At 70.8% G+C, this 13,546-nt stretch carries 13 protein-coding genes and 1 tRNA gene; 6 read left to right on the top strand and 8 right to left on the bottom strand.

Annotated elements, in window-relative coordinates:
- The first annotated feature begins 59 nt into the window (after positions 1-59).
- The 4 genes from ACQEVG_RS02730 (at position 60) to ACQEVG_RS02715 (ending at position 3,670) form a co-directional block, all read left to right on the top strand.
- On the top strand, positions 60-1,652 hold the full coding sequence (locus ACQEVG_RS02730; protein ID WP_432976406.1) for a flavin-containing monooxygenase: 1,593 nt from the start codon (positions 60-62) through the stop codon (positions 1,650-1,652).
- The gene (locus ACQEVG_RS02725; RefSeq protein ID WP_432976403.1) at positions 1,649-2,518 is read left to right on the top strand and encodes an alpha/beta fold hydrolase; all 870 of its coding nucleotides are present in this window, start codon (positions 1,649-1,651) and stop codon (positions 2,516-2,518) included. Before ACQEVG_RS02730 ends, ACQEVG_RS02725 begins: the two co-directional genes overlap by 4 nt.
- Positions 2,515-3,396, top strand: a complete 882-nt coding sequence (locus ACQEVG_RS02720; RefSeq protein ID WP_432976400.1) for an SDR family oxidoreductase — start codon at positions 2,515-2,517, stop codon at positions 3,394-3,396. The genes ACQEVG_RS02725 and ACQEVG_RS02720 overlap by 4 nt, the downstream gene beginning before the upstream one ends.
- A gap of 91 nt (positions 3,397-3,487) precedes the next feature.
- Positions 3,488-3,670, top strand: a complete 183-nt coding sequence (locus ACQEVG_RS02715; RefSeq protein ID WP_432976397.1) for a hypothetical protein — start codon at positions 3,488-3,490, stop codon at positions 3,668-3,670.
- A gap of 494 nt (positions 3,671-4,164) precedes the next feature.
- Here the strand turns inward: ACQEVG_RS02715 and ACQEVG_RS02710 are convergent, their stop codons facing one another.
- A complete protein-coding gene (locus ACQEVG_RS02710) occupies positions 4,165-4,962 on the bottom strand; it encodes an exodeoxyribonuclease III (protein ID WP_432976394.1) in 798 nt (265 codons plus the stop codon).
- Between the two features lie 62 nt (positions 4,963-5,024).
- Between ACQEVG_RS02710 and ACQEVG_RS02705 the strand changes: the two genes are divergently transcribed.
- A complete protein-coding gene (locus ACQEVG_RS02705; protein ID WP_432976391.1) occupies positions 5,025-5,510 on the top strand; it encodes a GNAT family N-acetyltransferase in 486 nt (161 codons plus the stop codon).
- A gap of 110 nt (positions 5,511-5,620) precedes the next feature.
- Positions 5,621-6,583, top strand: coding sequence for a trypsin-like serine peptidase (locus tag ACQEVG_RS02700; protein WP_432976388.1), 963 nt, complete (start codon positions 5,621-5,623; stop codon positions 6,581-6,583).
- Between the two features lie 100 nt (positions 6,584-6,683).
- On the opposite strand, the gene ACQEVG_RS02695 is transcribed toward ACQEVG_RS02700, so the two are convergent.
- The 7 genes from ACQEVG_RS02695 to glp all read right to left on the bottom strand — a co-directional run bounded on the left by ACQEVG_RS02695 (position 6,684) and on the right by glp (position 13,543).
- Positions 6,684-8,915, bottom strand: a complete 2,232-nt coding sequence (locus ACQEVG_RS02695; protein WP_432976385.1) for an MMPL family transporter — start codon at positions 8,913-8,915, stop codon at positions 6,684-6,686.
- A gap of 140 nt (positions 8,916-9,055) precedes the next feature.
- Positions 9,056-9,129: transfer RNA gene (locus ACQEVG_RS02690), tRNA-Ala, on the bottom strand.
- Between the two features lie 80 nt (positions 9,130-9,209).
- Positions 9,210-10,376 (bottom strand): divisome protein SepX/GlpR, encoded by a 1,167-nt coding sequence (sepX, locus tag ACQEVG_RS02685; RefSeq protein ID WP_432976382.1) that lies wholly within the window; start codon positions 10,374-10,376, stop codon positions 9,210-9,212.
- 136 nt (positions 10,377-10,512) lie between these two features.
- A complete protein-coding gene (locus ACQEVG_RS02680) occupies positions 10,513-11,124 on the bottom strand; it encodes a GNAT family N-acetyltransferase (protein WP_432976379.1) in 612 nt (203 codons plus the stop codon).
- A gap of 14 nt (positions 11,125-11,138) precedes the next feature.
- Positions 11,139-11,693: a MogA/MoaB family molybdenum cofactor biosynthesis protein gene (locus ACQEVG_RS02675; RefSeq protein ID WP_432976376.1), complete on the bottom strand. Its 555-nt coding sequence runs from the start codon at positions 11,691-11,693 to the stop codon at positions 11,139-11,141.
- Positions 11,690-12,169: a cyclic pyranopterin monophosphate synthase MoaC gene (gene moaC / locus ACQEVG_RS02670; protein WP_432976373.1), complete on the bottom strand. Its 480-nt coding sequence runs from the start codon at positions 12,167-12,169 to the stop codon at positions 11,690-11,692. Before moaC ends, ACQEVG_RS02675 begins: the two co-directional genes overlap by 4 nt.
- Before the next feature lie 72 nt (positions 12,170-12,241).
- Entirely contained in the window at positions 12,242-13,543 is a 1,302-nt protein-coding gene (glp, locus tag ACQEVG_RS02665; RefSeq protein ID WP_432976370.1) for a molybdotransferase-like divisome protein Glp, read from the bottom strand.
- Positions 13,544-13,546: the final 3 nt, after the last annotated feature.

Raw genomic sequence — 13,546 nt, 5'->3', positions numbered from 1 at the left:
TCTCCCAACCATGCCAGTGATTGCTGGCATGGTTGGGACGTTCAGCGGGAGGCGGCGGCATGGGCCAGCGCGAGCACTCACGACACGAGCACGTACGGGTGGCAGTGATCGGATCCGGCTTCGGCGGCCTGGGCGCCGCGGTCCGGCTGCGCCGCGAAGGGATCACCGACTTCGTCGTCCTGGAGCGGGCGGACTCGGTCGGCGGGACCTGGCGGGACAACAGCTACCCCGGGTGCGCCTGTGACGTGCCCTCGCACCTCTACTCGTTCTCCTTCGCGCCCAACCCCGACTGGCCCCGTACCTTCTCCGGCCAGGAGCACATCCGCGCCTATCTGGAGCATGTCGCGGACACCTTCCGGCTCCGCTCCCACATCCGCTTCAACCACGAAGTCCTGATGATGCGCTGGGACCGCGACGAACTGCGCTGGGAGATCGAGACCTCTCAGGGAACGCTCACCGCGGATGTGGTCGTCTCCGCGACCGGACCGCTGTCCGACCCCAAGATCCCGGAGATCCCCGGTCTCGCCGAATTCCCCGGCAAGGTCTTCCACTCCTCCCGCTGGGACCACGACTACGACCTGCGCGGCAAGCGCGTCGCCATGATCGGCACCGGCGCGTCCGCGATCCAGATCGTGCCCGCGATCCAGCCGCGGGCCGGGAAGCTGACCCTCTTCCAGCGCACCCCGCCGTGGGTGATGCCGCGGATGGACCGGCGGATCACCGGAGTCGAGCGCTGGCTGCACCGGCAGCTGCCGTTCACCGGGGCCGCGCGGCGCGGACTGCTGTGGGGCATCAGGGAGTTGCAGGTCCAGGCCTTCACCAAGCGGCCGAACGAGCTCGGGCTCATCGAGGCGATGGCCAGGGCGAATATCGCGAAGACCATCAAGGACCCGGCCCTGCGGGCCACGTTGACGCCCTCGTACCGCATCGGCTGCAAGCGGATCCTGCTGTCGAGCGAGTACTACCCGGCGCTCGCCAGGAGCAATGTCGATGTGGTGGCCTCCGGACTGGCGGAGGTACGCGGATCGACGCTCGTCGCCGCCGACGGCAGCGAGACCGAGGCCGACGCGATCATCTTCGGTACCGGATTCCATGTGACGGACATGCCGATCGCCGACCGCGTGGTCGGGGCGGACGGGATCACCCTCGCCGAGTCGTGGAAGGACGGCATGCAGTCGCTGCGCGGCGCGACCGCGGCCGGTTTCCCCAACTGGATGACGATCATCGGCCCCAACACGGGCCTCGGGAACTCCTCGATGATCCTGATGATCGAGTCGCAGCTGAACTACATGGCCGACTACATGCGGCAGTTGACCGTCCTGGGCGGGCGCGCGGCGCTGGCGGCCCGGCCGTCCGCCGTGGGGGCGTGGAACCGGCGGGTGCAGGAGCGGATGAAGCGGACCGTGTGGAAGACCGGCGGCTGCACCAGCTGGTATCTGGACGCGAACGGCCGCAACACGACGATCTGGCCGGGGACGACGCAGGAGTTCCGGAACGCGACGCGTGCGGTGCACCTCGCGGAGTACGAGGTCGTACGCGTGCCCGCGAAGGATGCCCGGCCTGTGCCTGTGGTGAGGGCCGTGGAGACCGGGGAGACCGGGAAGGCCGCGGAGGCCGCGGAGGCCGCGGAGGCCGCGGAGGTTTCGCGATGAGCCGGACACTGACCGCCGTCTCCGCCGACGGATCGCAGATCCATGTCGAGGTGCACGGCCCGGACGGCGCGCCCGCCGTCGTACTGGCCCACGGCTGGACCTGCTCGACCGAGTTCTGGGCCGCGCAGATCCGGGAACTGGCGGGCGATCACCGGGTCGTCGTCTACGACCAGCGGGGTCACGGCCGCACACCGGCCGCCGCGGTCGGCACCGACGTACTCGCCGACGACCTGGAGGCGGTGCTCGGCACCGTACTGGCGCCGGGCGAGAAGGCCGTGCTCGCCGGGCACTCGATGGGCGGGATGACGCTGATGGCGGCGTCCGGGCGGGCCGCGTTCACGGAGCACGCGGCGGCGGTGCTGCTGTGCAGCACGGGCAGTTCACGGCTCATCGACGAGTCCCTGATCCTGCCCATGCGCGCCGGGCGGCTGCGCACCAGGCTCACCCGGCTGATCCTCGGCGCGCGAGCCCCGCTCGGCCCCGTGACACCGCTCTCCAAGCGCATCCTCAAGTACGCGACGATGGGCCCCGGTTCGGCGCCGGAGCGGGTCGCGGAGTGCGCCCGTATCGTGCACGCCTGCCCGCGGACGTCCCGAGTGGTCTGGTCGCAGGTGCTCGCCGGGCTCGATCTCGACCCGGGCATACGGGAGTTGAGGGCGCCCACGGTCGTGCTGGCGGGCACCGCGGACCGGCTCACTCCGATCGTGCACGCGCGGCGTCTTGCCGCGGCGCTGCCCGAGTGCCTGGAGCTCGTGGAGCTCGCCGGGATGGGACACATGACGCCCGTGGAGGCGCCGGAGGCCATCACCGCGAAGATCCGTGAGCTGGCGACTACGTTTGTGAACGCGAAGAAGGAGGCCGCATGAGCAGGGTGAGCCTGGAGGGGCAGGTCGCGGTCGTCACCGGCGCGGCACGGGGCGTGGGCGAGCTGCTGGCCCGCAAGCTCTCGGCGCGCGGCGCGAAGGTGGCACTGGTCGGCCTGGAGCCGGACGAGCTGAAGCGGGTCTCGGGCAGGCTGCACGCCGAGAGCGACTGGTGGCATGCCGATGTCACGGACCACGAGGCGATGACGCAGGTCGCGCAGGAGGTCAAGGAGCGCTTCGGCAAGGTCGACATCGTGGTCGCGAACGCGGGCGTGGCCTCGGGCGGCCCGTTCCTGGACTCGGACCCGGTGGCGTGGCGGCGGGTGATCGAGGTCAATCTGATCGGGAGCGCGGTGACGGGGCGCGCGTTCCTGCCGGTCCTGGGGGAGAGCCGGGGGTACTTCCTGCAGATCGCGTCGCTGGCGGCGATCACACCGGCACCGATGATGACGGCGTACTGCGCGTCGAAGTCAGGCGCGGAGGCGTTCGCGCACAGCCTGCGGGCGGAGGTCGGTTACCGGGGTGTGCGGGTCGGTGTCGGCTATCTGTCCTGGACGGACACGGACATGGTGCGGGGCGCGGACCAGGACGAGGCGATGCGGGAACTGCGGCAGCGGCTGCCGTGGCCGACGAACCGTACATACCCGCTGGGTCCGGCGGTGGACCGCATCGTGGCGGGGATCGAACGGCGTTCCCCCCATGTGTACGCGCAGTGGTGGCTGCGGGGGATGCAGTCGGTGCGGGGGTATCTGCCGTCGCTCATCGGCGTGGTGGGCCAGCGCGAGATGAGGCGCTTCGAGCCGCGGCTCGGCGGGGTCGGGAAGGGGCTCGTGGGCGCGGGCGGGGCGGCGGACGAGGCGGAGCGTACGCAGCGGCATTGATCGAAATGCACGGAATGTTCCTGCGTGCCAGGCTGGTCGGGGGCCCGGGGGCGTTCGTCCCCGCCCCTCACACCCCGAGGAGTGAACTTCCATGGGCAGGAAAGACCGGTCCCAGGACAAGAAGAAGCTCAAGGAACAGCCGAAGCCGACGCCTAGCAGCAGGCATGACGAGGCGTGGGAGCGGACTGCGCAGGGGGATGAGCTGGTGCGATCGACGGACGAGATGATGCGCGAGGCGGAGGACAAGTTCCGCCAGGATTACAGGGACGACTGAACGCTGCGGGTGATGTGAGGGGCGCGCCTGTGACGACGGGGGCGCCTTTCGCATGCGGGGCGTGTTTTCCCCACCCGCCCGCCCTGACATGTGGGGGGTAGGAAGTACCCCCCACCCCCACGCCCCCTGACCGCCGCTGGGGCGCGAAACTGCCGCAGACCCGGGTCACAGAGCCACCCCGCGGCGCGAAGCTGCCGCACCAGGGTGCGGGGCGTCAGCCCCGCGAACCCCTCCCCACGGGGTCCGGGGCGCAGCCCCGGCTTCGGGAAGGGGCGGGGTAGGGGAAACAACCCCCGCCCGAGCCACGGCCCCCCGCGCGAACCCGCCACCCCCAAGAACGCGCGCCTCCCCGGCGCGAAGCTGCCTGCCCCCAGCGGCGCGGGGGCGTCTGCCCCCGCGAACCCCTCCCACGGGGTCCGGGGCGCAGCCCCGGTTTCGGGAAGGGGCGGGGTGGGGGAACAGCCCCGGCCCAAGTCACGGCCCCCCGCGCCCCCCTACAACTCATACACCGCACTGACCGGCGCATGATCACTCCACCGCTCCCCATGCGTCGCCGCCCGCTCCACCCACGCCTTCACCGCACGCCCCGCCAGCCCCGCCGTCGCCACCTGGTAGTCGATCCGCCAGCCCGTGTCGTTGTCGAAGGCCCGCCCGCGGTACGACCACCACGAGTACGGCCCCTCCATATCCCGATGCAGGGCCCGCACCACGTCCACGTACTCCGCCTCGTCGAAGACCCGGGACATCCACTCCCGCTCCTCCGGCAGGAAGCCGGAGTTCTTCTTGTTGCCCCGCCAGTTCTTGAGGTCCGCCTCGCGGTGCGCGATGTTCCAGTCGCCGCACACCACCACCTCACGGCCGTCCGCCGCCGCCCGCGCCTTCAGTTCGCGCAGATACGGCAGGAACTCCGCCATGAATCGCGTCTTCTCGTCCTGCTTCTCCGTCCCCACTTCCCCCGACGGCAGGTACAGGCTCGCGACCGTGACGCCGGGCAGGTCCGCCTCGACGTACCGCCCACTCGCGTCGAACTCGCTCGACCCGAAGCCGATCCGCACCCGGTCCGGCTCACGCCGCGTATAGAGGGAGACGCCCGCGCGCCCCTTCGCCAGGGCCGGGGCGTGCACCGTGTGCCAGCCGGCCGGTTCGCGGACCTCGGCCGGGAGCTGATGTGCCTCGGCCCGTACCTCCTGGAGGCAGATCACATCCGCGGCAGTGCCGGCAAGCCACTCCACGAAGCCCTTCTTGGCCGCGGCGCGCAGCCCATTCACATTCACGGTTGTCACGGTGAGCATCCCGGCACCCTACCGAGCACCACACCGGCAGCCCGCATTCGCATACACGTACCCTCGTACGCATGCATTTCCGCCGGCTGCCCTTCGATCACCCCGATGCCGTCAAGCTCAATGACGAGGTCCAGCTCGAATACGCCCTGAGGTACGGGGACGGGGGCGATGCCACCCCTCTCGACCCGTCGATGTTCCTGCCGCCGCTCGGGCTCTACCTCCTGGCGTACGACGATCAGGACCGCCCCGTGGCGACCGGCGGCTGGCGCTGCCAGGACGAGAACGACGAGGGCTACAGCGACGGCGACGCCGAACTCAAGCGCATGTATGTGACCCCCGGGGCACGCGGTCTCGGTCTCGCCCGCCGGATTCTCGCCGCCCTGGAGGACGACGCCCGCGCCGCCGGCCGTATCCGGATGGTGCTGGAGACCGGCGACAAGCAGCCCGAGGCGATCGCGCTCTACACCTCTGCCGGCTATGAGCCGTGCGCCAAATTCGGCCACTACCGCGCGTACGAGAACAGCCGCTGCTTCGCGAAGCCTTTGTCGCGCCCCTGACATAATCGCGTTTCCCGTGGCACTCTGCCTCACGCACGCCGATCCGCACCGCCTCATTCCCCACCCTGCCCGCGCGACACCACGCGCGGGCACGGCAGAAGGAGATATGCGTGAGACGCCATCGCACTGCCGCAGCGATCCTGTTGGCCGTCGGCACCCTGCTCGCCGGCGCACTGTCGGCCACCGCCGCCGGCGCCGCCCCCGCACCCTCCCCCACCCCCACGGTCTTCAAGCAGCAGCACACGAAGGGCTTTTGGACCGCCGAGCGGATGCGCCACGCGGCCCCGCTCGATCTGCCGCCGCTGACCCGGGACGGGCTCAAGGCACTCAAGGCCCCGAAGCGCGGGGGCAGTGAGACCGTCATATCCCCCACCGGCGTCTCGATCATGTCCTTCCCGCAGGCGGGCGGAGCATGGACGGGCGGCGGCGCGGTGGTCAAGACGTCCGGCCGGGTCTTCTTCACCTTCCAGGGGCGTACGGCCTCCTGCTCGGGCGACTCGGTCACCAGTCAGAACGGCAGCACGGTGATCACCGCGGGACACTGCGTGAAGTACCAGGGCGCCTGGCACACCAATTGGGTCTTCGTGCCCGCCTACAGCAACGGCCAGGCGCCGTACGGCCAGTGGAGCGCCACCAAGACGCTGACCACCCCGCAGTGGCAGGCGAGCGAGGACATCAACTACGACGTCGGCGCGGCGGTCGTCGCCCCGCTGAACGGCCAGAAGCTCGCCTCGGTCGTCGGTGCGCAGGGCCTGTCCTTCAACGGCGGCTACAACAAGCCGATGTACGCCTTCGGCTTCCCCGCGGCCGCTCCGTACGACGGGACCAAGCTGGTCTACTGCAGCGGGAACTCCTCGAAGGACTTCCTCTTCTCGCAGGACCACAGCCTGGGCTGCAATATGACGGGCGGCTCCAGCGGCGGCCCCTGGTTCACGTCCTTCAGCGAGTCCACCGGCACCGGCCTGCAGGCATCGGTGAACAGCTTCGGCTACACCTTCCTGCCGAACCGGATGTTCGGCCCGTACTTCGGCAATGACGCGAAGGCGCTGTACGACAAGGCCCAGGTCTCCTGAGGCACCCGGCGGTCGGCGGGGGCGGCTCGGCCCCCGCCGGTCTCCCCCCGGCGCTGACCAACCCCGGGATCCCTCCCGGACGTTGCGATCTGAGCCCGCGTCAGCGCGGCGCCTCGACCTTTCGCGGCTCGGCGGCGCCGGCCTCGGCCTCACCCTCGGTGTCCACATGCGGCAGGATCCGGTCCAGCCACCGCGGCGTCCACCACGCGGCCTTGCCGAGCAGCGTCATCACCGCCGGGACCAGCAGCAGCCGCACCACGGTCGCGTCGATCAGCACACTCACGGCCAGACCGAGCCCCAGCATCTTCACGACGATGTTGTCGCTGATGATGAAGGCGGCGAAGACGCTGACCATGATCAGGGCCGCACAGGTGATCACCCGTGCGGTGATCTCCAGCGCATGCGCCACGCTCCCCTTCGGGTCGCCCGTGCGCAGCCAGGCCTCATGGACGCGGGAGAGCAGGAAGATCTCGTAGTCCATACTCAGGCCGAAGACGATCGCGAACATCATCATCGGCACATAGCTCTCGATGGGCACATCGCCCGACACTCCCAGCGCCGGGCCGCCCCAGCCCCACTGGAAGACGGCGACGACGACTCCGTAAGAAGCGGCGATCGACAGGACGTTGAGCACGGCGGCCTTGAGGGCGACCAGCACCCCGCGGAAGACGATCAGGATGATGAGGAAGGCGAGCGCGACCACCACCAGGATGATCAGGAGCAGCCGGCTGGAGACGATGTCCAGGAAGTCGACCTGGGCGGCCGTCGTGCCCGTCACATATCCCTTGGCGGAGGTGCCCTTGACGGCATCGGGCAGGACGTCGTCCACCATGTGGTTGACCAGCTGTGTGGTCTTCTCGTCCTGCGGAGCCTTCGTCGAGTAGGCCGTGCCGACCAGCACGTCCCCGTCCTGAGTGGGTTTCAGCGGAGTGATCGCGGCGGTGTTCGGCACATCGGTGAGCGCCTTCTGTGCCTGTGTGGCGAGCGCCGACCGGTCGGCCGCGGGCACCGAGGTCTGGTCGATGACGAGGGTCAGCGGCCCGTTGGAGCCGGGCCCGAAGGCGTCGGACATCAGGTCGTACGCGCGCCGGTCCGTGAAGGACTTGGGGTCCGCGCCGTCCCCGATGTGGCCGAGCTGGATGGAGAAGAGCGGGATGGCAAGTACGGCGACGACGATCACGCCGCCGGTCAGGAACGACCACGGGCGGCGCTCGACGCGCATCGCGTAGCGGTGCCAGGTGCCGTGTTCCTCGGCACCGGGCTCGGTCTCCGTCTCCGCGATCGGCTTGCGTACGTGGTACTTGTCGATCCGCCGGCCGATCAGCCCCAGCAGGGCGGGCACCAGGGTGAGCGCTCCCACGACCGCCGTGACCACGGTGACGGCGGCGGCCACGCCGAGTTTGCCGATGAAGCTGATCCCGGAGACCCAGAGGCCGGACAGGGCGATGATGACCGTGCAGCCGGAGACGAGCACTGCCCGCCCGCTGGTGGACACCGCGTGCCCGGCGGCCCGCACCGGATCGCGGCCGTCCATGATGTTCTGCCGGTGCCGGGTGAGCAGGAACAGCGCGTAGTCGATCCCCACACCGAGACCGATCATGGTGGCAAGGGTGGGTGAGACCGTGGCGAAGGTGAATGCGGCGGCGAGCAGGGCCAGACAGGCGAGCCCGCAGATCACGCTGATCAGCGCCGTCAGCAGTGGCACCCCGGCGGCGAGCACACTGCCGAACCCGACCAGCAGCACCACGATCGCCACCGCGAACCCGATCAGCTCGCTGGTCCGGTCGTTGGCCTCGGGCCGGGCCAGCTCCCCGAGCGGACCGCCGTACTCCACATCCACCCCGGCGTCCCGCAGCGGCTTGACGGCCTGATCCACCCCGTCGAGGTACGACTCCCCCAGAGTGGAGGGCTGAACGTCGAAGCGGACGGTGATGTAGGCGGTTGCGCCATCCGTGGACAGCGGCCCGACGTTCTGCCCGGACGGCGGCGGGGGCGGAGTCGTGCCCGCGGGCGGCAGCGGGCTCTGCGCGGAAAGCACGTGCGGCAGTTTCTGGAGGCTGGCGACCGCCGTGGACATCTGCGAGCCGAAGTCGGTGAGCGGCTTCGCGGTGTCGTGCAGCACGATCTGGCTGCCGTAACCGCCGGCTGCCGGATCGTGCTTCTTGAGTACGTCCAGCCCTTCCTGCGACTGGGTGCCCGGCAGTGCGAAGTCGTCGGAGTAGTCGCCACCGTATGTGTGATTCAGCACCTGAAGACCCGCCAGCGCGACCAGCCAGGCCACGATGACCAACACACAGCGCCGAGCGCACCATTCACCGAGACGACGCAGCATGCGATTCTCCCGACGGAAGCCGAAGCGGACATTCAGCATTAAAAGCTGATTCCGCCGGGACGGCATGCGGAGCGACGCACAAGCACAACGACGAGGTCCCGCCCGATCGTGATGATCGGACGGGACCTCGTCAGTTGTTGTGGACCTGTGGGGATTTGAACCCCAGACCCCCTCGATGCGAACGAGGTGCGCTACCAGACTGCGCCACAGGCCCTTGCAACGAGTGAAACTCTAGCATCCCGCTCGGGGTGCTTGGAAATCCGTTCCCTCGCTGGTCACGCCCTGGTCACCGGCTCACTCGTTGGCGGCGCGCGGCCGGTCCTCGTCCGCGTACTGATCGAAGAGCGGCGTGCGACCGCGCTCGCGCGTGCGGCGCTGCGGGGCCTGCCGCTGACGCGGCGGTTCGGCCGCCGGGGACGGCGTCGGAGTCGGCTCGGCCGTCGACGAGCGGGCCGCGCTCCAGGTCTCCGGGTCGCCGACCTCGACTCCGCCCGTGGCCCGCGGGGCGACCGGCGCCGTGACATATGTCGGCAGCGGGACCGGGACCGGATCCCAGCTGTCGCCGCGCGCCGGTCCTCGCTCGCGCTGCTGGTCGACCCACTCCGCGTGGTCCGTCTGCTCGACGAGCGCGCGTCGGCCGGCCTCCTGCGGGGAGAGCCTGGATGGGGGTCCCTCCGGACGAAGTCCGGGGGAGGGTTCGGCCTCGGGCCCCGCTTCGGGCTCCTCGTCGGGGTCGGCGGCCGAGGCCGCGGCCTGCGGCCGGCGGGGCCGGTTCTCGCGCAGCCGCTGCGCCGCGGCCTCCGCCCGGCGCCGGTCCATGGTGAACACGAAGCGCCGTCGCTCCTGGACGCGCAGATGCACGATGTACGCGCTGAGCAGTATGGCCGGGACGCCCGGGGCCCACAGGAAGCCCAGTCCGCCGACCGCGGCCACGATCGCGCCGAGCGTGAACGCGAGGAAGAGGACCACGGTGGTGCGTCTGCGGCGGGCCAGGACCTTGCTGCGCCGGGCGCGCTCGGCGGCGGGGCCGCCCGGCCGGGGGCGCGGGCGCCGCGTCCGGTCCGGACCCCCCTGCTCGGGCACGTGCCGGGCCTGGGCCGCCGGATCCGAGGCCGGGCGGGGCTGGGGGGCCCTGTCCGGCGCCGGGCGGGCCGGTACGTCCATCCGGGCTTCGGTATGTGCCGGGGGCGCGGCGAAGGCCCGGACGTCCACGGAACTCAAACGGTCCGTGACGGCATCCGGGTCCACGCCGGGCCGGCCCTGCTCCGCGTTGCGCTCCCGCAGCTCCTTGGCGTATCGGCGCTCCATCGCCCCGCGTCCGGACAGCAGCCGGATGGCGGTGGAGAAGCGTTCCGTCGGACGGGCTTCATTGAGCTCGTCCTGCCTGCGGAGCCACATCGGCACCAAGTAGGCGGCCCAGGCCCCGACGATGACTGCGTAGATGAGGCCGCTGCTGCTCACGCTTCACACGGTAGAGGTGTTCTCGCAAGGGCATCCGCCAATTGGCCCGGTGTGTCGCACGATCCGGCTGATATCACGGACTTTTTTTGCGATTGTTCAGATCAGCGCATGGTCGACAGCGAGCAATTTCGAACACTTATTTTATTTCCCGGTGCGTTCCGGGTCGTGCCTGGTGCCAGCGGCGGAGCAGACCTTCGGGCACCTCTTCGGACGTGAGCGCGAACACCAGATGGTCCCGCCACGCGCCGTCGATGTGGAGATAACGCGGGCGCAGTCCCTCTTCGCGGAATCCGAGTTTCTCCACGACCCGGCGGCTGGGGCCGTTCTCGGGCCGAATACAGACCTCGATGCGGTGCAGTCCGACGACACGGAAACAGTGGTCGACGGCGAGCGCGACGGCGGTCGGCATCACTCCGCGGCCCGCGACCTCCCGGTCCACCCAGTAGCCGACATGGCCCGAGCACATCGAGCCCCAGGTGATCCCTGCGACCGTCAACTGGCCCACCAGAGCGCCCTGGTACTCGATGACGAAGGGCAGTATCCGGCCCGCGTTGGCCTCGACGCGCAGATGGCGGACCATCTGCCGGTAGGTGGGGCGCTGGGTGTGCGGGGCGCCGGGCGCGGGCGGCGGAACGGTCGCCTCCCAGGGCCTGAGCCAGTCCCGGTTGCGCCGGTTGACCTCGCGCCAGTTGCGCTGGTCGCGCAGCTTTATGGGGCGGAGGACCACATCGCCGTCCGCCAGGACCACGGGCCAGGAGGCGTTCAGCTCGGGCTCCCGGCAGGTCTTGGGTGGTCGCCGCCGCGGATCTGGTCCACGGCGTGCACCAGCAGCTGCTCCAGTACGGCAAGGCCGTCGCGCACCCCGCCGGTGGAACCGGGGAGGTTGACGATCAGGGTGCGGCCGGCCACCCCGGCGAGCCCCCGGGACAGCGCGGCGGCGGGCACCTTCTCGCGTCCGTACGCGCGGATCGCCTCGGGGATGCCGGGGATCTCGTGGTCCAGGACGCTGCGGGTGACCTCGGGCGTCCTGTCGGTGGGCGAGATACCGGTGCCGCCGGTGGTGAGGATGACGTCGTACGCGGCGGCCACCCCCTCCCGCAGGGCCTGCTCGACCGGGTCACCGTCCGGGACCACGCGCGGGCCGTCCACCTGGAAGCCCAGCGCGGCAAGGCCCTCGGCGAGGATCGGGCCGCCCTTGTCCTCGTACACACCGGCGGCGGCGCGGTTGGACGCGGTGACGACCAGGGCCCTCCGGGCCGCTTCGGGGCCCGGCCCGTGACTGTGGCTGTAGACCTCACCGGCGCGCGGCGGGTTCACGGCCGGCTCCAGTCGCCGGACTTGCCGCCCGTCTTCTCCTCGACCCGGATGTCGGTGATCACCGCGCCCTTGTCGACGGCCTTCACCATGTCGACGACGGTGAGCGCGGCGACCGAGACCGCGGTGAGGGCCTCCATCTCGACACCCGTACGGTCGGTGGTCTTCACCGTGGCGGTGATCTCTACGGCGTCGTCGGCGACCGAGAGATCCAGCGTCACGCCGGAGACAGCGAGCGGGTGGCAGAGCGGGATCAGATCGGGTGTGCGCTTGGCGCCCATGATGCCCGCGATCCGGGCCGTGGCGAGTGCATCGCCCTTCGGGACGCCCTCACCCCGCAGCAGCTCCACGACCTGCGCGGAGACCAGCACCCGGCCACTGGCGCGGGCGGTGCGTGCGGTGACGTCCTTTCCCGAGACGTCGACCATACGGGCCGCCCCCGCCTCGTCGATGTGGGTCAGCCTGCCTTGGGTACTCATCTGCTGTGACGCTCCCGGTCAGGGCCCTGCGGGGCCTGTGTGGGCAGACACGGTACCGCCACCGTAAGCAGGTCAGCCGAGGAGGACCACTTCCACGTCCGCGCCGGGCTCCACCGAGGTGTCCGCCTCGGGGACGACGATCAGGCAGTCGGCATGGGCGAGGGCGGCGATCAGATGGGAGCCGGAGCCGCCGACCGGGGAGACGGTGCCCGACGCGGGGTCGTACGCACCGCGCAGGAACTGCCGCTTGCCCTCGGGTGACGACAGCGCCTTGTCGGCCTTCAGCGCGGCCCGCACCTTCGGGCGGTGCACATCCTTCAGCCCCATCAGGGCCTTGATCGCGGGTCGTACGAACAGCTCGAAGGAGACGTACGAGGAGACGGGATTGCCCGGCAGGGCCAGCAGCGGCGTGTGCTCCGGGCCGATCGAGCCGAAGCCCTGCGGCTTGCCGGGCTGCATGGCGAGCTTGCGGAAGTCGACGCCACTGCCCGGTACGTCCTCGTCACCCACCGAGGAGAGCGCCTCCTTGACGACGTCGTACGCACCGACGCTGACGCCACCCGTCGTGACCAGCAGATCGGCGCGGATCAGCTGGTCCTCGATGGTGGCGCGCAGGATCTCCGCATCGTCGGTGACCGCGCCGACCCGGTAGGACAGAGCGCCCGCGTCCCGCGCGGCGGCGCACAGGGCGAAGCTGTTGGAGTCGTAGATCTGCCCCTCGGCCAACCTCTCGCCGGGCTGGACCAGTTCGCTGCCGGTGGAGAGCACGACGACGCGCGGCCGGGGCCTCACCCGCACGGTGCCGCGGCCGATGGCCGCGAGCAGCCCGATCTGGGGCGGGCCGAGCACCGTGCCCGCCTCCAGCGCCAGGTCACCGGCCTGGACGTCGCTGCCACGCGAGCGCACATGGGCACGGGCCTCGACCGGGCGGTGGACGCGGACCTCACCGCTCGCGCCCTGCGGGGCCTCGCCCGCCGGACGCATCGTGGTGGCCGATCCCCCGCCGGTGCCGCCGTCGGTCCACTCGACCGGGACGACCGCCTCGGCTCCGGGCGGCAGCGGGGCGCCGGTCATGATCCGGGCGGCCTCGCCGGGTCCGACCGTGGGCAGCCCGCCGCTGCCCGCCGCCACATCGCCGATCACCGTGAGGACCGCGGGGAACTCCTCGCTGGCGCCCGCGACGTCGGCGGTGCGGACCGCGTAACCGTCCATGGAGCTGTTGTCGAAGGGCGGCAGCGCGACCGGCACCGTGACGTCCTCGACCAGGACGCAGCCCTGGGCGTCGGGCAACTGCAGCTCGATCGGATCGAGCGGGCGGATCGCGCCGAGGATGTCCTCAAGGTGGTCGTCCACCGACCAGATCGTGCTGCTCACGGT

Source organism: Streptomyces sp. CA-135486 (assembly GCF_050936555.1).
Lineage (GTDB): Bacteria > Actinomycetota > Actinomycetes > Streptomycetales > Streptomycetaceae > Streptomyces.
This window is presented reverse-complemented; position numbering and strand designations above follow the sequence as displayed.